The 19247-nt window shown below is 70.8% G+C and carries 16 protein-coding genes, 1 rRNA gene and 1 riboswitch; of the genes, 14 read left to right on the plus strand and 3 right to left on the minus strand.

Translation table 11 applies throughout. The features are described 5' to 3' along the window. The 11 genes from rrf to ACFV57_RS40590 all read left to right on the plus strand — a co-directional run. Nucleotides 1-88, plus strand: a 5S ribosomal RNA gene (rrf, locus tag ACFV57_RS40540); the annotation flags it as partial. A gap of 252 nt (nucleotides 89-340) precedes the next feature. Next, nucleotides 341-949 (plus strand): CDP-alcohol phosphatidyltransferase family protein, encoded by a 609-nt coding sequence (locus tag ACFV57_RS40545; RefSeq protein ID WP_385243615.1) that lies wholly within the window; start codon nucleotides 341-343, stop codon nucleotides 947-949. A 114-nt stretch (nucleotides 950-1063) separates the two neighbouring features. Then, complete coding sequence (locus ACFV57_RS40550) at nucleotides 1064-3559, plus strand: sugar phosphate nucleotidyltransferase (protein ID WP_385243617.1); 2496 nt, start codon at nucleotides 1064-1066, stop codon at nucleotides 3557-3559. A gap of 117 nt (nucleotides 3560-3676) precedes the next feature. After that, nucleotides 3677-4591, plus strand: a complete 915-nt coding sequence (locus ACFV57_RS40555) for a DUF881 domain-containing protein (protein ID WP_385243620.1) — start codon at nucleotides 3677-3679, stop codon at nucleotides 4589-4591. Then, complete coding sequence (locus ACFV57_RS40560; RefSeq protein WP_003984969.1) at nucleotides 4588-4920, plus strand: small basic family protein; 333 nt, start codon at nucleotides 4588-4590, stop codon at nucleotides 4918-4920. Before ACFV57_RS40555 ends, ACFV57_RS40560 begins: the two co-directional genes overlap by 4 nt. Before the next feature lie 5 nt (nucleotides 4921-4925). Next, nucleotides 4926-5909, plus strand: a complete 984-nt coding sequence (locus ACFV57_RS40565) for a DUF881 domain-containing protein (protein WP_385243624.1) — start codon at nucleotides 4926-4928, stop codon at nucleotides 5907-5909. Between the two features lie 148 nt (nucleotides 5910-6057). Next, complete coding sequence (locus ACFV57_RS40570; RefSeq protein ID WP_385243675.1) at nucleotides 6058-6873, plus strand: FHA domain-containing protein; 816 nt, start codon at nucleotides 6058-6060, stop codon at nucleotides 6871-6873. 17 nt (nucleotides 6874-6890) lie between these two features. Beyond that, on the plus strand, nucleotides 6891-7637 hold the full coding sequence (locus ACFV57_RS40575) for a MerR family transcriptional regulator (protein ID WP_385243627.1): 747 nt from the start codon (nucleotides 6891-6893) through the stop codon (nucleotides 7635-7637). A 53-nt stretch (nucleotides 7638-7690) separates the two neighbouring features. Then, a complete protein-coding gene (locus ACFV57_RS40580; protein ID WP_003984965.1) occupies nucleotides 7691-8164 on the plus strand; it encodes a bifunctional nuclease family protein in 474 nt (157 codons plus the stop codon). A gap of 186 nt (nucleotides 8165-8350) precedes the next feature. Beyond that, the gene (locus tag ACFV57_RS40585) at nucleotides 8351-8953 is read left to right on the plus strand and encodes a MerR family transcriptional regulator (RefSeq protein WP_031005217.1); all 603 of its coding nucleotides are present in this window, start codon (nucleotides 8351-8353) and stop codon (nucleotides 8951-8953) included. 354 nt (nucleotides 8954-9307) lie between these two features. Beyond that, entirely contained in the window at nucleotides 9308-10885 is a 1578-nt protein-coding gene (locus ACFV57_RS40590) for a DNA polymerase IV (RefSeq protein WP_385243631.1), read from the plus strand. Here ACFV57_RS40590 and ACFV57_RS40595 read toward each other — a convergent pair. Further along, nucleotides 10789-11178, minus strand: a complete 390-nt coding sequence (locus tag ACFV57_RS40595) for a PRC-barrel domain-containing protein (RefSeq protein ID WP_385243634.1) — start codon at nucleotides 11176-11178, stop codon at nucleotides 10789-10791. The two genes, ACFV57_RS40590 and ACFV57_RS40595, sit on opposite strands and share 97 nt — an antisense overlap. Nucleotides 11179-11292: 114 nt before the next feature. After that, nucleotides 11293-11390: riboswitch (glycine riboswitch) on the plus strand. A gap of 188 nt (nucleotides 11391-11578) precedes the next feature. On the opposite strand from ACFV57_RS40595, the gene gcvP reads away from it, so the two are divergent. Beyond that, complete coding sequence (gene gcvP / locus ACFV57_RS40600) at nucleotides 11579-14464, plus strand: aminomethyl-transferring glycine dehydrogenase (RefSeq protein ID WP_385243637.1); 2886 nt, start codon at nucleotides 11579-11581, stop codon at nucleotides 14462-14464. 133 nt (nucleotides 14465-14597) lie between these two features. Here gcvP and ACFV57_RS40605 read toward each other — a convergent pair whose 3' ends face one another. Together ACFV57_RS40605 and ACFV57_RS40610 are read right to left on the minus strand one after the other, a co-directional pair. Then, the gene (locus tag ACFV57_RS40605; protein ID WP_030019934.1) at nucleotides 14598-14804 is read right to left on the minus strand and encodes a DUF5999 family protein; all 207 of its coding nucleotides are present in this window, start codon (nucleotides 14802-14804) and stop codon (nucleotides 14598-14600) included. 364 nt (nucleotides 14805-15168) lie between these two features. Continuing rightward, complete coding sequence (locus tag ACFV57_RS40610; protein WP_385243640.1) at nucleotides 15169-15756, minus strand: hypothetical protein; 588 nt, start codon at nucleotides 15754-15756, stop codon at nucleotides 15169-15171. Nucleotides 15757-16380: 624 nt separating this feature from the next. Between ACFV57_RS40610 and ACFV57_RS40615 the strand changes: the two genes are divergently transcribed. Together ACFV57_RS40615 and ACFV57_RS40620 are read left to right on the plus strand one after the other, a co-directional pair. Then, complete coding sequence (locus tag ACFV57_RS40615) at nucleotides 16381-17907, plus strand: glutamate-cysteine ligase family protein (protein ID WP_385243643.1); 1527 nt, start codon at nucleotides 16381-16383, stop codon at nucleotides 17905-17907. 479 nt (nucleotides 17908-18386) lie between these two features. Continuing rightward, nucleotides 18387-19247: a CPBP family intramembrane glutamic endopeptidase gene (locus tag ACFV57_RS40620; RefSeq protein WP_385243678.1), complete on the plus strand. Its 861-nt coding sequence runs from the start codon at nucleotides 18387-18389 to the stop codon at nucleotides 19245-19247.

Consider the following 19247-nt stretch of genomic DNA (forward strand, 5'->3'; position numbering starts at 1 on the left):
CGGTTACATTTCGAACCCGGAAGCTAAGCCTTTCAGCGCCGATGGTACTGCAGGGGGGACCCTGTGGGAGAGTAGGACGCCGCCGAACAATTTTTGAATGTGGGAAGCCCCGCACCGTATGGTGCGGGGCTTTTCGCGTTCTCCGGGTGGCCCGTGGGGCCGTCGGACGCCCCGGCGGGTCCGGCCCGATAGCCCTTCCCATGAGGCCGGCCCGCCGACGGTCCTATTTTTGGCCGGTTATCGGGTGGTATCCGGACAGGGGGCCCGCGGTGTGGCGGCCTGTAGCGGCCAGGTAAGGTCAGGGGGCATCGTCGGTACGTTCCCCACAGGAGGCCCCCGGGTGGAGGTCCAGGAGACGCGCGTCCAGACGGATCGTGTCCTCACCATCCCGAACATTTTGAGCATGGCTCGTCTCGTCGGCGTGCCGGTGTTCCTGTGGTTGATCCTGTGGAAGGAGTTCGGCGGCCCGGACACCAAGTACTGGGCGCTGCTCGTCCTGGCGCTCAGCGGCGTCAGCGACTACCTCGACGGCAAGCTGGCCCGCCGCTGGAACCAGATCAGCAGCCTCGGCCGCATCCTCGACCCCGCCGCCGACCGGCTGTACATCCTCTCCACCCTCGTCGGCCTGACCTGGCGCGGAATCCTTCCGCTGTGGGTCACCGCGGCCCTGCTGGCGCGTGAGCTGATGCTGCTGATCGCGGTCGCCGCCCTCGCCCGCCACAACTACGGGCCTCCCCAGGTGAACTTCCTGGGGAAGGCGGCTACATTCAACTTGATGTATGCGTTCCCGTTGCTGCTGCTCAGCGACGGAGAAGGCTGGCTCCACACGCTCGCCGCGATTTTCGGATGGGCGTTCGCCGGATGGGGTACAGCACTGTACTGGTGGGCAGGGATCCTCTATGTGGTCCAGGTCCGCCGGATCATCAAGGTGGACACCAAGGCCGACTGAACCCGCCGTACGCGAAACCGGCCACGACCGGGCGCGCAGGGCGGAGAACGGAAATTCTCCCGGACGGGTGAAGTCGGCAGGACCGTCGTCTGTTTCGAGGAGGACGCTTCCGACATGAAGGCCGTTGTGATGGCCGGCGGTGAAGGCACTCGCCTTCGCCCCATGACGTCGAGTATGCCCAAGCCGCTCCTGCCCGTGGCCAACAGGCCGATCATGGAGCACGTGCTGCGGCTGTTGAAGCGGCATGGGCTCAGCGAAACCGTAGTGACCGTGCAATTCCTGGCGTCACTCGTCCGGAACTACTTCGGCGACGGCGAAGAGCTCGACATGGAGCTCACCTACGCCAACGAGGAAAAGCCGCTGGGGACGGCCGGCAGCGTGAAGAACGCCGAGGAGGCGCTCCGCGACGACGCTTTCCTCGTGATCTCCGGAGACGCGCTCACCGACTTCGATCTCTCCGACCTGATCCGTTTCCACAAGGAGAAGGGCGCGCTCGTCACCGTCTGCCTCACGAGGGTTCCCAATCCTCTGGAATTCGGCATCACGATCGTCGACGAGGAAGGCAAGGTCGAGCGTTTCCTGGAGAAGCCCACCTGGGGGCAGGTCTTCTCCGACACGGTGAACACGGGCATCTACGTCATGGAGCCCGAAGTCTTCGACTACGTGGAACCCGACGTGCCGGTGGACTGGTCGGGTGACGTCTTCCCGCAGCTCATGAAGGAGGGCAAGCCCGTCTACGGCTATATCGCCGAGGGCTACTGGGAAGACGTCGGCACCCACGAGAGCTATGTGAAGGCCCAGGCCGACGTCCTCGAAGGCAAGGTCGACGTCGACATCGACGGCTTCGAGATCTCCCCGGGCGTCTGGGTCGCCGAGGGCGCCGAGGTCAGTTCCGACGCGGAGCTGCGCGGCCCGCTGTACATCGGCGACTACGCCAAGGTCGAGGCCGGCGCCGAGATCCGCGAGCACACCGTCGTGGGCTCCAACGTCGTCGTCAAGAGCGGTGCCTTCCTGCACAAGGCCGTGGTCCACGACAACGTGTACATCGGGCAGCAGAGCAACCTGCGCGGCTGTGTGATCGGGAAGAACACCGACATCATGCGCGCGGCCCGGATCGAGGACGGCGCGGTCATCGGCGACGAGTGCCTCGTCGGTGAGGAATCGATTGTTCAGGGCAACGTACGGGTCTACCCGTTCAAGACCATCGAGGCCGGTGCCTTCGTCAACACCTCGGTGATCTGGGAGTCCCGCGGCCAGGCGCACCTGTTCGGCGCGCGCGGCGTCTCCGGCATCCTGAACGTCGAGATCACCCCCGAGGTGGCGGTACGGCTCGCCGGCGCGTATGCCACGACCCTGAAGAAGGGCTCCACCGTCACCATCGCCCGGGACCACTCCCGCGGCGCCCGGGCCCTCAAGCGCGCGATGATCTCCGCGCTCCAGGCCAGCGCCATCGACGTACGGGACGTGGAGAACGTGCCGCTGCCGGTCGCGCGGCAGCAGACGGCCCGGGGCAGCGCCGGCGGCATCATGGTCCGTACGACACCCGGCGTACCGGACTCCGTCGACATCATGTTCCTCGACGAGCGCGGCGCGGACCTCTCCCTGGCGGGCCAGCGCAAACTGGACCGGGTCTACGCGCGCCAGGAGTACCGCAGGGCCTTCCCCGGAGAGATCGGGGACCTGCACTTCCCGTCCAGCGTCTACGACTCCTACACCGGGTCGCTGCTCCGCTCGCTGGACACCGAGGGCATCGGCGATTCGGGCCTGAAGGTCGTCGTCGACGCCTCCAACGGCAGTGCCGGCCTGGTGCTGCCCAGCCTCCTCGGGCGGCTCGGTGTCGACTCGCTGACCATCAACCCCGGCCTGGACGAGTCCCGGCCGACGGAGACCGCCGACGCCAGGCGCTCCGGGCTGGTCCGGCTCGGGGAGATCGTCGCGTCCGCGCGGGCGGCCTTCGGGGTGCGCTTCGACCCGGTCGGCGAGCGCCTGTCGCTGGTGGACGAGCGCGGCCGGATCATCGAGGACGACCGGGCGCTGCTGGTCATGCTGGACCTGGTGGCCGCCGAGCGGCGCAGCGGACGGGTGGCGCTGCCGGTGACCACGACCCGTATCGCGGAGCAGGTGGCCGCGTACCACGGTACGCAGGTGGAGTGGACGACGACCTCGCCCGACGACCTGACCCGGGTGGGGCGCGCGGACGACACCATCTTCGGCGGTGACGGCCGCGGCGGCTTCATCGTTCCGGAGTTCAGCAGCGTCTTCGACGGCTCGGCGGCGTTCGTGCGGCTGATCGGGCTGGTGGCCCGTACGCAGCTCACGCTCAGCCAGATCGACGCGCGGATTCCGCGGGCCCATGTGCTCAAGCGGGACCTGGCGACGCCGTGGGCGGTCAAGGGCCTGGTCATGCGCCATGTGGTGGAAGCCGCCGGCGACCGGTCGGTGGACACGACCGACGGCGTACGGGTGGTGGAGACCGACGGCCGGTGGGTGCTGGTGCTGCCCGACCCGGCGGAGGCCGTCACCCATCTGTGGGCGGAGGGCCCGGACGACGCCTCGGCGCAGCAGCTGCTGGACGAGTGGTCGGCGGTGGTGGACAGCGCGGGCCGCTGACCGCCCGGCGGGTCTGCCGGTGTCCGTGTGAGCCGGTGGCGCCACCGGCGTGCCGCGATTCGGCACGCCGGTGGGGCCATTGGGTGACTACGGCGCCGACGTGCGACGATGTGCGGCATGTCGCAGCAGCGCCCCGATCGGAGCACCCCTCACCAGGCCTCGCGCCCCGACGCCTCGATGTCGCTGCTGACCAACGTCATGGACCACGCCCTGGACGACGGGTACGCGGAGTCGGCCGCGCGCAAGGCGGAGGCGGGGGTGCGGGGGCTTCCCCGTACCCTGCGGGCGAAGTTGGGGCTGGCGGCGGGCCTGGTGCTCGCCGCGGTCGTGGTGACCGTGGGCGCCGCCCAGGCGCGGATATCGGCACCCACCCTGGCGAAGGAGCGCGAGGAGCTCATCAACCGCATCGAGCACGGCACGGCCGACGCCGACGCGGTGCAAAAGCGTGTCGACGCGCTGCGCGACGACGTGGGTGCCATGCAGCGTGAGGCGTTGAAGAAGCACGGCGGTGACAAGGCCGAGCTGCTGGCGCTGCTGGCCGGCTCGACGCAGGTGTCCGGGCCCGGGGTGCGGCTCGTCGTCGACGACGCGAAGTCCGCGCAGTCCAGTGGCGGCGGTCCGCGGGAGAGCAGTGGGTTCTCGGACACCGGGCGGCTGCGCGACCGCGATCTGCAGCGGGTCGTCAACGGCCTCTGGTCGTCGGGCGCCGAAGCGGTCTCCGTCAACGGGCAGCGGCTCACGTCCCTCTCGGCGATCAGAGCCGCGGGAGACGCCATACTGGTCGACAACAAGCCGCTGGTGCCGCCGTACACGGTGCTGGCGGTGGGGGACGGGCACAAGCTCGCGACCGCGTTCCAGGACAGTGCGGACGGTCAGTACTTGGACGTCCTGCGCAAGAACTACGGGATTCGTACGAAGATTTCCGCGGAGAACGAGGTCACGCTGCCGCCCGCGCCCAGTTTGATCGTACGTACAGCACAGCCGAAGGCCGGTGCCGCGGGCGGCGCCGACACAGGGAAGGGCACATCGTGATCGCCGTACTGGGCCTCATCGTGGGAGTCGTGGTCGGGCTTGTGGTCCGACCCGTGGTGCCGACGGTGGTCGAGCCCTACCTGCCGATCGCTGTCGTCGCGGCGCTGGACGCCGTCTTCGGCGGTCTGCGCGCGATGCTGGACGGCATCTTCGACGACAAGGTCTTCGTCGTCTCGTTCCTGTCCAACGTGGTGGTCGCCGCGCTCATCGTCTTCCTCGGCGACAAGCTCGGCGTCGGCGCCCAACTGTCCACCGGTGTGGTCGTCGTACTGGGCATCCGCATCTTCTCCAACGCCGCGGCCATCCGCCGGCACGTCTTCAGGGCCTGATGCCGATGGCTACGGACGAGAACCCCGAGCGGGACGGGACGGCCCCGGAGGCGGGCCGGGCCCCGGAGGAGCCCGGCGCGACGCGGCCGAAGGAGTCCGGCGTGCCGCGTGCGGAGGAGCCGGGGGCGGCGGACCGGCCGTCCGACCGGCGGCCGATGCCCCCGGAGAGCCGTTCGGACGCCCGGCGTCCGGGCGGGGGACACGCCGCGGAGGAGGCACCGGCGGCGGGCTCGGAAGGCGCCGGGGAGCCTGCCGCGGCCGGGCCCGAGGTGACCGGACGGCAGCGTCTGGTGGCCGGTCTGTGGCCGCCCCGGCTGACCCGCGCCCAACTGATCGTTGCTCTGCTGCTGTTCATTCTCGGCCTCGGCCTGGCAATTCAGGTACGTTCCACGAGTGACAGCAGTGCACTACGGGGTGCGAGGCAGGAGGATCTGGTGCGCATCCTGGATGAATTGGACAACCGTTCGCAACGCCTGACGGATGAACAGCGCAGGCTGGAGGGCCAGAAGACCGAGCTGGAGAACAGCTCGGACCAGGCGGAGGAGGCCCGGAAGCAGACCGTGGAGAAGGAGCAGCAGCTCGGCGTGCTGGCGGGGACGGTGGCGGCCCAGGGGCCGGGCATCAACCTCACCATCAACGATCCGACGCACTCCGTCGAGGCGGACAAACTCCTGGACACCGTTCAGGAGTTGCGGGCGGCCGGCGCCGAGGCCATCCAGATCAACGATGTACGGATCGTGGCCGATTCGTATCTCTCGGATGTCCGCGGCGGCGTGCAGGTCGACGGCAAACGGGTCACCCAGCCGTACCGTTTCAGGGTGATCGGCAAGCCCCAGGACCTGGAACCGGCGCTGAACATCCCTGGTGGTGTGGTGCAGACTTTGGAAAAGGAGCAGGCCACTGTGTCTGTGAGCCGTGACGAGAAGATCATCGTGGACGCCTTGCGGGCGGCGAAGCGGCCTGACTACGCTCGGTCGTCATCGCGGTGAGCCGGCCACGTATGGGGACGGCCCGGGTCGGGCATGAGGTAGCGGGGGGTCGGCGCACCGTACGGGTGGTGCGTGGTGGAAACTGTGTGAAGGCCACGGACGTTCACTGGATGTCCGGATCGGCCGGTGTGTGCATCGAGGGTTCGTCCTGCCCCACGGGCGGGTCTGTTTCGTTCAAGGGGAATCGCCCGTGAAGTTGTTTGCAAAGCTGTTCGGCAAGAGCGCACGCCAGGAGGGCGGCAGCGGCTCGGCGAAGCACCGTGCCCCGCGCCAGCCCGAGGAGGGCGGCGCCGGTGAGGAGCGTCCGCTCTTCCGTGACCAGGTCGGCGCCCCCGGGGCGCCGGGCGCCCATTCTGTTGACCCCTCCGTGCCCGGCCGCATAGGTTCCCAGGGACCGTCGGCCGCGAGCACGGGTGGAGGGGTTGCCTTGCCGGTCTGTACGAGGTGCGGTCACCGGAACGCCGAGGCGAGCCGGTTCTGCTCGAACTGCGGAGCACCGCTGCGCCCCGGCGCGCAGGCCGAGCGTGCTTCCGAGACGACCTCGACCATCTCCATCTCCGGTCTGGAGGCGTACGACGCGGAGACGACGGGGCAGACGCCGATCCCGTCGCTGTCCCCCGAGGCGCAGGCCGCCGTCGAGGCGCTGCCCATGGGATCGGCCCTGCTGGTCGTGCGCCGTGGCCCGAACTCGGGCAGCCGCTTCCTGCTGGACGGCGACCTGACGACGGCCGGGCGGCATCCGCAGAGCGACATCTTCCTGGACGACGTGACGGTCTCGCGCCGCCACGTGGAGTTCCGCCGCGGCCAGGACGGCGGCTTCTCGGTCGCCGACGTCGGCAGTCTGAACGGCACGTACGTCAACCGTGAGCGGATCGACTCGGTCCTCCTCGCCAACGGTGACGAGGTGCAGATCGGCAAGTTCCGGCTGGTCTTCTACGCGAGCCAGCGGGGCGTCGGCTTCTGACCGGCCAGGGAAGGTATATGCACAGCACTGCGCCGGGTGGTGCCGGGTCCGCCGGCACCACCTCGGACGGCAAGCTGATGAGCATCGGCACGGTGCTCAACGCGCTGCGCGACGAGTTCCCCGAGGTCACCATCTCCAAGATCCGTTTCTTGGAGGCCGAGGGGCTCGTCGAGCCCCGGCGCACGCCGTCCGGGTACCGCAAGTTCAGCGCGGACGACGTCGCCCGCCTGGCGGCCGTCCTGCGGATGCAGCGTGACCACTATCTTCCGCTGAAAGTGATCCGCGAGCATCTCGACGCCCTCGCGCGCGGCGAACAGGTGCAGCTGCCGTCCCCCGCCGCGCCCGCCGGGGAGCTGTTCGAGGGCCTGGGCGAGTCGGCCGGTGAGCAGCCCACGGCCGCCCGCATCGGCCGGGCGGAGCTGCTGGCCGCCGCGGAGGTCGAGGAGGCCGAGCTCGCCGACTGGGAGGCGTACGGGCTCATCGCACCGGACGCCGAGGGCGGGTACGACATCGAGGCCGTGACGGTCGCCAAGCTGGTGGCCGAACTGGGGCGATTCGGGCTCGAACCCCGCCATCTGCGGGCGGTGAAGGCGGCCGCCGAGCGGGAGGCCAACCTCGTCGAGCAGGTGGTGGCGCCGCTGCGCCGGCACCGCAATCCGCAGACCAGGCACCATGCCGAGGCCACGGCCAGAGAGCTGGCCACGCTGTCCGTACGGCTGCACGCCGCGCTCGTCCAGGCGGCCCTGCGGGTCCGGCCGACGTGAGCAATGGGTGGCCCGACTACCCAAACCGGCCGGGCACGTCCTAGGGTTGCTGTGTGAACGAGCTCGATGTCGTGGGTGTCCGGGTGGAAATGCCTTCCAACCAACCGATCGTGCTCCTACGGGAAGTAGGAGGCGACCGTTACCTGCCCATTTGGATCGGGCCGGGGGAGGCCACCGCCATCGCCTTTGCCCAGCAGGGGATGGCCCCTGCCAGGCCGCTGACGCACGACCTGTTCAAGGACGTGCTGGAAGCGGTGGGCCAGGAACTGACCCAGGTCCGCATCACGGACCTGCGCGAGGGGGTCTTCTATGCCGAACTGGTCTTCGCCAGTGGTGTCGAGGTCAGTGCCCGTCCGTCCGACGCCATAGCGCTGGCGTTGCGCACCGGTACGCCGATCTACGGCACCGACGGGGTCCTCGACGACGCGGGCATCGCCATCCCGGACGAGCAGGAGGACGAGGTGGAGAAGTTCCGCGAGTTCCTCGACCAGATCTCGCCCGAGGACTTCGGCACCAACAGCCAGTGAGCCGGGTGCGCGGAGGGTCGCCTTCCGCGCATTCGAGTAGCCTTTCCCCGTGCGGGGGCACGAGAAACCACTCGCAGGGTGATTATCACTCGGCGTGGCGAGCGCGGCGATCGTTGACGCACCCCGAGTGACTGCATACCGTCGATATGGCAGGTCCCGTCCGGGACGTGGAGGACGGAGGTCGGCGTGGCAATCACCGGCGACGGTACGGCAGCGGAAGGGGCGTTGCCGCTCCACCCCGGGGCGGTCGACCGCACCCCGGCACAGGCTGCCGAGGTGCCGGGGGACCGCGGAGCGGAAACCATCGGCTACCGCGGCCCGACGGCGTGCGCGGCCGCGGGGATCACCTACCGCCAGCTCGACTACTGGGCCCGTACGGGGCTGGTCGAACCGAGCGTACGGCCCGCCTACGGGTCGGGCACTCAGCGGCTCTACAACTTCCGGGACGTCGTCGTCCTGAAGATCGTCAAGCGGCTGCTGGACACCGGGGTCTCCCTCCAGAACATCCGCACCGCCGTCCGGCACCTGCGCTCCCGCGGGCTGTCCGACCTGGCGAGAATGACGCTGATGAGTGACGGCGCGACGGTCTACGAGTGCACCTCGCCCGACGAGGTCGTCGACCTGCTCCAGGGCGGGCAGGGCGTCTTCGGCATCGCGGTGGGTGTGGTGTGGCGTGACGTGGAGGGCGCGTTGTCGCAGCTCCACGGAGAGCGCGTGGACACCGGGGAGACACTGGTCCGGCACAACCCGCACGACGAGCTGGCGCGGCGCCGCAACCGGGCGGGCTGAGCCGCCGTACGGACCGGCGGGGCGCGGCCCAGGTGTCGCTGCCGCCCCCGCCCGTCGTTCGTCATCGGCCGCGGCGGGCGCCGTGGCCTCCCGTACGCCCGTCACGGCGGCCGCCTGCGGCCCCTGAACCTCCTGTGGCCCTTCCTGGCGTCTCCTGAGGCCCGCGGCGTCCCTGGAGCGCACAGGACGCGTCTCACGCCGCAGAAGGCCCCGGAAGCCTCGTACAGCCCCTTCCGGCGCTCCGCGCGCCCGCGGCCCGGCGTGCGCCGGCCAGGGGCAGGCCGGGGCGGGACGCGGCGGCCCGCCGGTGACCGGTCGGCGCGATTGTCAGTGGTGTGGGGGAGCATCGGTCATGTGAGACGTGCCCCGACGATCCTGCATCTGGACATGGATGCGTTCTATGCGTCCGCCGAGCAGGCGGCCAAGCCGAGCCTGCGCGAAAAGCCCGTGGTGGTCGGCGGGATCGGCCCGCGCGGCGTGGTCTCCACGGCGTCGTACGAGGCCCGTGTCTTCGGCGTGCGCTCCGCCATGCCGACGGCCCAGGCCCGCCGCCTCTGCCCGAACGCGGCTTATCTGACGCCGCGCTTCACCCTGTACCGCCGGGTCAGCGACCAGGTCATGGAGCTGCTCCACGAGCTGTCCCCGCTGGTGGAGCCGCTCAGCCTGGACGAGGCGTTCGTGGACCTGGAGGCGGGCGGCGTCGCGGCGGACGCGGCGGCCGCGCGAGCGGTGGGGGAGCGGCTGCGGCGCGACATCAGGCGCAGGACGGGCCTGACCGGGTCGGTGGGGCTGGCCGGGGCGAAGATGCTGGCCAAGATCGCGTCCGAACAGGCCAAGCCGGACGGCCTCGTGGTCATCGAGCCGGGCACGGAGCGCGAGCTGCTCGGCCCGATGACGGTGCGTACGCTGCCCGGCGTCGGCCCGGCCACGGCGGAGACGCTGCGCCGCTCGGGCATCCACACGGTCGCCGAGACGGCCGAGGCGGGCGAGTCCGAGCTCGTCCGCCTCCTGGGCAGGGCGCACGGCGCCGGGCTGTACGCGATGGCGCTGGGCCGTGACGAGCGGCCCGTGGTGGCCGAGCGGGACGCGAAGTCCATATCGGTCGAGGACACCTTCGACGTGGACCTGACCGACCGGACGCGGGTGCGGGCCGAGCTGACGCGGCTGGCGGACCGGTGTGTGCAGCGGCTGCGGGCGGCCGGGCGTTCCGGCAGGACCGTCGTGATCAAGGTGCGGAACTACGACTTCTCGACGCTGACGAGGTCGGAGACGCTGCGCGGGCCCACGGACGACCCCGGGGTGGTGCGGGAGGCGGCGGCCCGGCTGCTGGACCTGGTGGACACCACGGGCGGTGTGCGGCTGCTGGGCGTCGGCGTGTCCGGCCTCGCGGACTTCACGCAGGAGGATTTGTTCGCCCAGCTGGCGACGGAGAAGGCGGCCGAGGAGGAGGCCGAGCGGGAGCGCCGGGCGGTCGACGAGGCGGCGCGGCAGGCCGTGGCGGAGCCCGGGCCGGAGCGCCCCCGGCGCTGGCTCCCCGGGCTCGACGTGGTGCATGACGAACACGGAGCCGGGTGGGTGCAGGGCAGCGGCGTGGGCCGGGTGACCGTACGGTTCGAGCAGCCGTGGTCCGGGCCCGGCCGGGTGCGCACGTTTCCCGTGGACGATCCGGCGCTGCGGCCCGGTGAGCCGTTGCCGCTGGTGGGCGGGCCGCCGGACGGGTGGCCCGGCGCTCCCGCCGGCCGCGCGGGCGGGGAGCCGCACGGCGGCCGGGCCGAGGGGTCCGGCAGCCGCCCGCCGGGGGAACCGGGCGGGCGTGCCGACCCCGCGTCCGCCCCTCAGTCCTCCACGCCGGCCACCCGCCCGAACTCGGTGTCGGCCGGCGCGGAGTCCGAGCCGGGCACGGGATCGGGGGCCGGGATGTCCAGCCGGTAGTGGTGGTAGAGCTGTAGTTCCTGCTCCGGCGAGAGGTGGCGGCCCACCCCGAAGTCCGGCGCGTCCCTGATCAGCTTGCGGTCGTAGGGGACGTGCAGTGCCTCGTCGACCAGGTCGCTGGGCTCCAGGGGCACGAACGCGTCCCGGCTGAAGATCCCGGTGCGTACGGCCGCCCATTCCGGTTCGCCGGTCGCGTCGTCCAGGTACACCTCGTCGACGGTGCCGATCTTGGTTCCGTTCTTGTCGAACGCCTTGCGGCCGATCAAGCTGCGGGGATCGATATCGGTCTGCACGGTCCCTCCAAGTGGTCGCAACTGCCTTGTGACAACTACCAAACGGCACATTTCATGCCCCGGCCACTCGAAGGAACGTCCGTTCGCCGCGCTGGTAGGCTGGCGAACGGCTGCAGACCCCATGCGGGAGAGTCCCTTGTCGATCATGGCGGGGGCGCCGAAGGAGCAACTCCTCCCCGGAATCTCTCAGGCACACGTACCGCATGGACGAGGTCACTCTGGAAAGCAGGGCGGGCCACGGACGGGCACAGCGCCGGAACCCCTCCTCACCGACGGTGAAAGCCGGTACCGCGTGCGGGACCGGTGAAGCTCTCAGGTTGAGATGACAGAGGGGGAGGCCGTCCGGGCACCAGCGCCGTGGTGCCCCGCGTAGGTCGAAACGACCAGGAGGCCCCCGCAGATGACCACCAACCGCATCCCGCTGACCGAGCTGGAACGAGGTACCCCGTTCGAGCAGCGGCACATCGGGCCCGGCCCGGAGGCCCAGGCCAAGATGCTCGCGCAGGTCGGGTTCGGATCGCTGGACGAACTGACCGCGGCCGCCGTCCCGGACGTGATCAAGAGCGCGGAGGCGCTGGGGCTGCCCCAGGGCCGTACCGAGGCCGAGGTGCTGGCCGAGCTGCGCGCGCTCGCGGACCGCAACCAGGTGCTCGCCCCGATGATCGGGCTCGGCTACCACGGCACGTTCACCCCGCCGGTGATCCTGCGCAACGTGATGGAGAACCCCGCCTGGTACACCGCCTACACCCCGTACCAGCCGGAGATCTCCCAGGGCCGCCTCGAAGCGCTCCTCAACTTCCAGACCATGGTCGCCGACCTGACCGGCCTGCCGACCTCCGGTGCCTCGCTGCTGGACGAGGGCACGGCCGCCGCCGAGGCGATGTCCCTCGCGCGGCGCGTGGGCAAGGTCAAGCAGGGCGTCTTCCTGGTCGACGCCGACTGCCTGCCGCAGACCGTCGCCGTGATCGAGACCCGCGCCGAGCCGACCGGCGTCGAGGTCGTGGTGGCCGACCTGTCCGAGGGCATCCCGGCGGAGGTCGCCGAGCGCGGTGTCTTCGGCGTGCTGCTCCAGTACCCGGGTGCGTCCGGTGCCGTACGGGACCCGCGTGCCCTCATCGGGCAGGCGCACGAGCTGGGCGCGATCGTGACCGTCGCCGCCGACCTGCTCGCACTGACGCTGCTGACCTCGCCGGGCGAGCTGGGCGCGGACATCGCCGTCGGCACCACCCAGCGGTTCGGTGTGCCGATGGGCTTCGGCGGTCCGCACGCCGGGTTCATGGCCGTACGCGAGAAGTTCGCCCGCAGCCTGCCCGGCCGCCTGGTGGGCGTCTCCGTGGACGCCGACGGCAACAAGGCCTACCGCCTCGCCCTCCAGACGCGTGAGCAGCACATCCGCCGCGAGAAGGCCACCAGCAACATCTGCACCGCGCAGGTGCTGCTCGCCGTGATGGCGGGCATGTACGCCGTCTACCACGGGCCGGACGGGCTCGCGGCCATCGCGCGCCGTACGCACCGCTACGCCTCCATATTGGCAGAGGGCCTGCGCGCCGGCGGCGTGGAGGTCGTGCACGGCGGGTACTTCGACACGCTGACCGTACGGGTGCCGGGCCGGGCCGCGGAGGCCGTCGCCGCGGCCCGCGAGGGCGGGGTCAACCTGCGGCTGGTCGACGCGGACCTGGTGGGCGTCGCCTGTGACGAGACCACCGGACGCGCGCAGGTGCACGCGGTGTGGAGCGCCTTCGGTGTCCGGGCCGACATCGAGCAGCTCGACGCCGACGTGGCCGACGCGCTGCCCGCGGAGCTGCTGCGCGGCGACGCGTACCTGACGCACCCGGTCTTCCACCAGCACCGTTCCGAGACCGCGATGCTGCGCTACCTGCGCCGCCTGTCGGACAAGGACTACGCGCTGGACCGCGGCATGATCCCGCTCGGCTCCTGCACGATGAAGCTGAACGCGACCACCGAGATGGAGCCGGTCACCTGGCCCGAGTTCGGACAGCTGCACCCCTTCGCGCCGGTCGAGCAGGCGCAGGGCTACCTGACGCTCATCACGGAGCTGGAGGAGCGGCTGGCCACGGTCACCGGCTACGACAAGGTCTCCATCCAGCCGAACGCCGGATCGCAGGGCGAACTGGCGGGCCTGCTGGCCGTACGGGCGTACCACCGCGCCAACGGGGACGAGCAGCGCACCGTCTGCCTGATCCCGTCCTCGGCGCACGGCACCAACGCCGCCAGCGCCGTGATGGCCGGCATGAAGGTCGTCGTCGTCAAGACCGGCGAGGACGGCGAGGTCGACACCGACGACCTGCACGCCAAGATCGAGCAGTACCGGGACCAGCTCGCGGTGCTGATGGTGACCTACCCGTCCACGCACGGCGTGTTCGAGGAGCACATCACGCAGATCTGCGCCGCCGTGCACGACGCGGGCGGCCAGGTGTACGTGGACGGCGCCAACCTCAACGCGCTGGTCGGGCTCGCCGAGCCCGGCAAGTTCGGCGGCGACGTCTCGCACCTGAACCTGCACAAGACCTTCTGTATCCCGCACGGCGGCGGCGGCCCCGGCGTCGGCCCGGTCGGCGTACGCGCCCACCTGGCGCCGTACCTGCCCAACCACCCGCTGCAGCCCACCGCGGGCCCGGAGACGGGTGTGGGGCCCATCTCCGCCGCGCCGTGGGGTTCCGCGGGCATCCTCCCCATCTCCTGGGCGTACGTCCGGCTGATGGGCGGCGCGGGCCTGACGCGCGCCACCCAGGTCGCGGTGCTCGGCGCCAACTACATCGCCAAGCGTCTGGAGCCGCACTACCCCGTGCTCTACACCGGCCCCGGCGGCCTGGTCGCGCACGAGTGCATCATCGACGTACGGCCGCTGACCAAGGCGACCGGTGTGAGCATCGACGACGTCGCCAAGCGGCTGATCGACTACGGCTTCCACGCGCCGACGATGTCGTTCCCGGTGGCCGGCACGCTGATGATCGAGCCGACCGAGAGCGAGGACCTGCACGAACTCGACCGGTTCTGCGACGCGATGATCGCGATCCGCGCGGAGATCGACAAGGTCGGCTCGGGGGAGTGGGACAAGGACGACAACCCGCTGCGCAACGCACCGCACACCGCGGCGGCGCTCGGCGGCGAGTGGACGCACCCGTACACCCGTGAGGAGGCGGTCTTCCCGGCCGGCGTCGAGGCGGCGGAGAAGTACTGGCCGCCGGTGCGCCGTATCGACGGTGCGTTCGGTGACCGCAACCTTGTCTGCTCCTGCCCGCCGCTGGAGGAGTACGACGACTGATCCACCGCGGCGCTCGCGCGCACGCGAAGGGCCCTCGGCGTCGACGCCGGGGGCCCTGTTGTCTGTTGTGCTCTGTTGTTCTGTGTGCTGTGCCGTGCTGTGCGGTCGTGCGTGGTTCCGTGCGCCGAGGTGATCAGGCGGCGGTGGCCACGTGCGGCGTGCCCAGGACCCGGTGCGGCGCGATGACCTGGCCGTCCGGGAGCAGTTCACCGGTGTCCTCGAACAGGAGGACACCGTTGCACAGCAGGCTCCAGCCCTGCTCCGGGTGGTGCGCCACCAGGTGGGCGGCCTCCCGGTCGGCGGAGTCTGCGGTCGGGCACGGCGGTTGATGCTGGCACATGGATGAAGTCTTTCGCTGCGATGTGGTCTGATTCGTCCTGCGGCTCGACGAGATGCTCATGGCCGCTCCCCCGTTTCAGTAGGTCGATACCAGTGTTGCCCCACGGGCCGGATTCCGCAGGGATTTGGCTGCAGCGGCACTCACTAGATAATGACGCATCACCCGTGCGGTCGGTTCATTTCAAGTGCGTGGCGTCCGAAGGGCGTTGGGAGCAGGACCGATGCGTACTCCGCGCGGGTGAGCGCAGCGGAGCGCCCCGCGACCGTGAAGGGCGCGGGGCGCGTTCCTGTGGGACGGTGTGCTCCTGTGCGCGGTTGTGTCGTACCGCCTCGGCCGATAGCCGCGGAGAACCCCCTGCCGGGTCCTAGGCCGGTGTCCCCATGAGGGGGGCCGGTGCGAGACGCAGGGTCAGCCGCGGCAGCAGGTCCGCCACCCGGTGCGGGCGATGGGCGGCGATGCCCGGCGGGGCCGGGGCCAGCGGTACGAGCACGTCACCCGGAGCGGGCACGCCCTCGGAGCCGTCGGCGGTGATGTCGTGGTGCAGCCACAGGGTGAGCATGTACAGCTCCGGCACGGACAGCAGGCGTGGCTGGTACGGCGTCGGTACGGACTCCGCCTGGCGCAGTGCCCGTTCGGTCGACGTGACGTAGGGGCCCTCGCAGAAATGCGAGAAGGTCCAGCCGTCCGCAGTGAGCATCGCTTCCGCTGTCGCCACGGCCCGTTCGCCGCCGCGGATCAGGAAGCGCCAGCCGGCCAGCCGGGTGCGGGGCGGTCCGGCAGGATGGCTGACATCGTCCAACACGTGGACGGGCAGGGGGAGTTCGGGGGTGAGCGGCCCCTGGTGGACACGGAGGGCGGGGGTGCGGGCCTCGCGCACGGCGGTGGGGGAACCGAGGGCGGCGAGGACGCTGCGGAGGGCGGGCGCGGGGGCAGGGGGGACATGCAGCGGCATGGTGGGTCGCCTCTCACTTGGGAGACACGGTGGTGCTGGGCAAGGTGCGGACGACGTCGTCAGCGTGCGGGGTCAGAGCGCCGGTACATGGCCGACCGGGGATGTCGGCCCGGCGGGGGTCAGCCGCATTGCCACAGCCCCGGTGGAACACCGCGACGCTGGGCGCCAACTCTCTGCCTCGTCAGCGAAGTTTATACGACGTGTGTTCACCAGGTGTTTCGGCTAGCCGCTCCGGGGATTGCCGACAAGGCGATATCCGGACCGGCCCGCAAGGTGTTTTCGGCACCTTTGCGCGGCACCCCGGCGCGGCGGCCTCGTATTTCGCCGTGAACACGGTAGGCCGGATCCGGACGGTCTTTTTCCGGATCTCGACGCCGTTTACCACGACGTAATGAGCTGATCTCCGGACCCGACGGTATGCCCTCGGAATGTGCCAGCCCGTACGTCTCCCGGAGCCTACCGGTTCAGGCGCATGTCCGAGGCGTTGACGATCGGATTGCCGGGCATCATCGACCGTAGCGCGATCGCCTGGCGCCGTCGGGGAGCCCGGCAGCCCCGGGCACTGCCGGAAGATCCCGGGCGGCCCGCCGCACCGGGCCCGTCGTCACGAGGAGGGACGCTTCGATGGGGGAGAAGGTCGCGGCGGGCGGTGTCGGGCTCACCGACCGGCAACGCTACAGAAGAAAGCTGCACGAGTGTCTGACGGGATTGCGGAGGCTCCTGGCGGACAAGCGGTTCGACCGTCCGAAGAACCTGATGGGGCTTGAGATCGAATTGAATCTCGCGGGGCCGGACGGTATGCCGAGAATGATGAACTCACAGGTCCTGGAGCGCATCGCGAGCCGTGATTTCCAGACCGAACTGGCTCAATGCAACCTGGAAGTCAATATCCTTCCGCACCGGCTGTCCGGGCGTGTCCTCGACCAGCTCGCCGAGGAACTGCGCACGGGTCTGGCCTATGCCGACCGCAAAGCGGCCGAGGTGTCCGCCCGCATCGTGATGATCGGAATTCTGCCCACGCTGGCCGCCGAGGACCTGGTCGCCTCCAACCTCTCGGAGATCGACCGTTACGTCCTGCTCAACGACCAGATGCGGGCCGCGCGCGGCGAGGACTTCCAGATCGACCTGGAGGGCGTCGAGCGGCTGGTCTCCTCCTCCGCCTCCATCGCGCCCGAGGCCGCGTGCACCTCCGTCCAGCTGCACCTCCAGGTCACCCCGAACCGCTTCCCCGCCGTCTGGAACGCGGCCCAGGCCATCGCCGCCGTACAGATCGCGGTCGGCGCCAACTCGCCGTTCCTCTTCGGCCGCGAACTGTGGCGCGAGTCCCGCCCGCCGGTGTTCCAGCAGGCCACCGACGTACGGCCGCCGGAGCTGCGCGCCCAGGGGGTACGGCCGCGCACCTGGTTCGGAGAGCGCTGGATCGACGACCCGTACGACCTCTTCGAGGAGAACCTGCGGTTCTTCCCGCCGCTGCTGCCCATCCACTCCGACGAGGAGCCCCTGTCCGTCCTGGACGACGGCGGCATCCCGAGCCTGGCGGAGCTGGTGCTGCACAACGGCACCGTCTACCGCTGGAACCGCCCCGTGTACGGCGTCGCCGACGGCGTTCCGCACCTCAGGGTCGAGAACCGGGTCCTGCCCGCCGGTCCGACCGTCACCGACGTCATCGCCAACACGGCCTTCTACTACGGACTCGTGCGGACGCTGGCCGAGGAGCCGCGGCCGGTGTGGACGCGGATGCCGTTCGCCGCCGCGGCCGGGAACTTCGACACCGCGTGCCGCCGGGGGATCGACGCCGTACTGAAGTGGCCGCGGGCCGGCCGTTCCGGCGGCCTCGCCGAGATCCCCGCCGTGCGCCTGGTACGCCAGGAACTGCTGCCGATGGCCGCCGCCGGCCTGGACGCCTGGGGTGTCGCGCCGGCCGACCGGGACCATTACCTCGGCGTCATCGAGGAACGCTGCCGACGCCGCGTCAACGGGGCGTCCTGGCAGGCCGCCGCGTACCATCACGCGCTCGGCCGCGGCCTGGACCGTGGCGCGGCGCTGGCGGCGATGACCCAGCGGTACAGCGAGCTGATGCACTCGGGTGAGCCGGTGCACGCCTGGCCCGTCGAGTGGACCGCCGCGCCGGTGGCGGCGGGTTGGGAGTGACGGGACCCGGGGTCTCCTCGTTACGGGAGCGGGGCGGGCGGGGCGCCGTGGGAGCCGGGGCGTTCCGCCCGGCACGGCGCCGTCGCGTCGGCCTTGGGGTCCCGGGCGTCGGCCTCCGGCGAGGAGGCGTCAGCCGACGCTGAGCTGCCGCTCCGCCGCCTCGGCCGGGCCGACCGCGGGACGTCGGCCTCCCGCACGATGGCGGAGAGACCGGTGGTACGCGAGCGGCAGTACGCGACCGTCGCGTCCCGCCCGAGTGTCCCCGCCTTTTCGCACCGGGCGCGGTAGCGGGCGGGCGACGTCCTCGTACGGATCGTCCTCGTACGGATCGCCCGGGCCCCGTACGGGATGCCGGGGCCCGCATCGGGCAAGCTATGACGTTCCAGCCATGACGTTCCGGTCACGACCGTGCCATGACGTCCCATGGCGGCAGTGCGCTCATGCGGCAGCGCGGAAGCAGTGCGGAACTGGAGGCAGCTGTGCAGTCGGACGCGAGTCCCGTGACCGGTGCGGATTCCCCCGGCCGGGGGCGGCGGGGGCCGGGCGGAGGGTGGGACGGCGGCGAGGCCGGTGTGTCCGACGGGCTCTCGAAGCCGGTCCTGCGCGGCGAGACGGTGCTGGTCCTGGCGCTCTCGCTCGGCGCGAGCGGTGTGTCCGCGCTCATCAGTTTCATCGGATCGCTGACCAAGCCCGGTGGCCTCAAGGACCAGGCCGCGATGCTCAACTCCTCGCACGCGCCCGGACGCCCGTGGCTCGACCTGGCCTGGCAGACGTTCGGCATCGCCACCGCGCTCGTCCCCGTCGCGCTGGTGGCGCACCTGCTGATGCGGGAACGGGCCGGCGGGCTGCGCGCGGTCGGCTTCGACCTGCGCAGGCCCGGATTCGACCTGAGTCGCGGCGCCGGCGTGGCGGCGGTCATCGGCGGCAGCGGACTGCTGCTCTATCTCGGGGCGCGGGCCGCGGGCTTCAACCTGACGGTGGTGCCCGAGGCACTGCCCGACGTGTGGTGGAAGTTTCCCGTACTGATCGCCTCGGCGGCGCAGAACGCCGTCGTCGAGGAGGTCATCGTCGTCGGCTATCTGCTGCGGCGGCTGGGACAGCTGGGGTGGACCCCGGTGGCCGCGCTGGCGGTGAGCGCGGCGCTGCGCGGTTCGTACCACCTCTACCAGGGCGTCGGCGGACTCATCGGCAACATGGTGATGGGTGTGATCTTCGTACTGCTGTACCGGCGCTGGGGGCGCGTCGGCCCGCTGGTCGCCGCGCACGCGCTGATCGACATCGTGGCGTTCCTCGGGTACGCGCTGCTGGCGGGGAAGGTGGGGTGGCTGCCCACGGTGTGA

This window comes from Streptomyces sp. NPDC059788 (genome assembly GCF_042732265.1).
Lineage (GTDB): Bacteria > Actinomycetota > Actinomycetes > Streptomycetales > Streptomycetaceae > Streptomyces.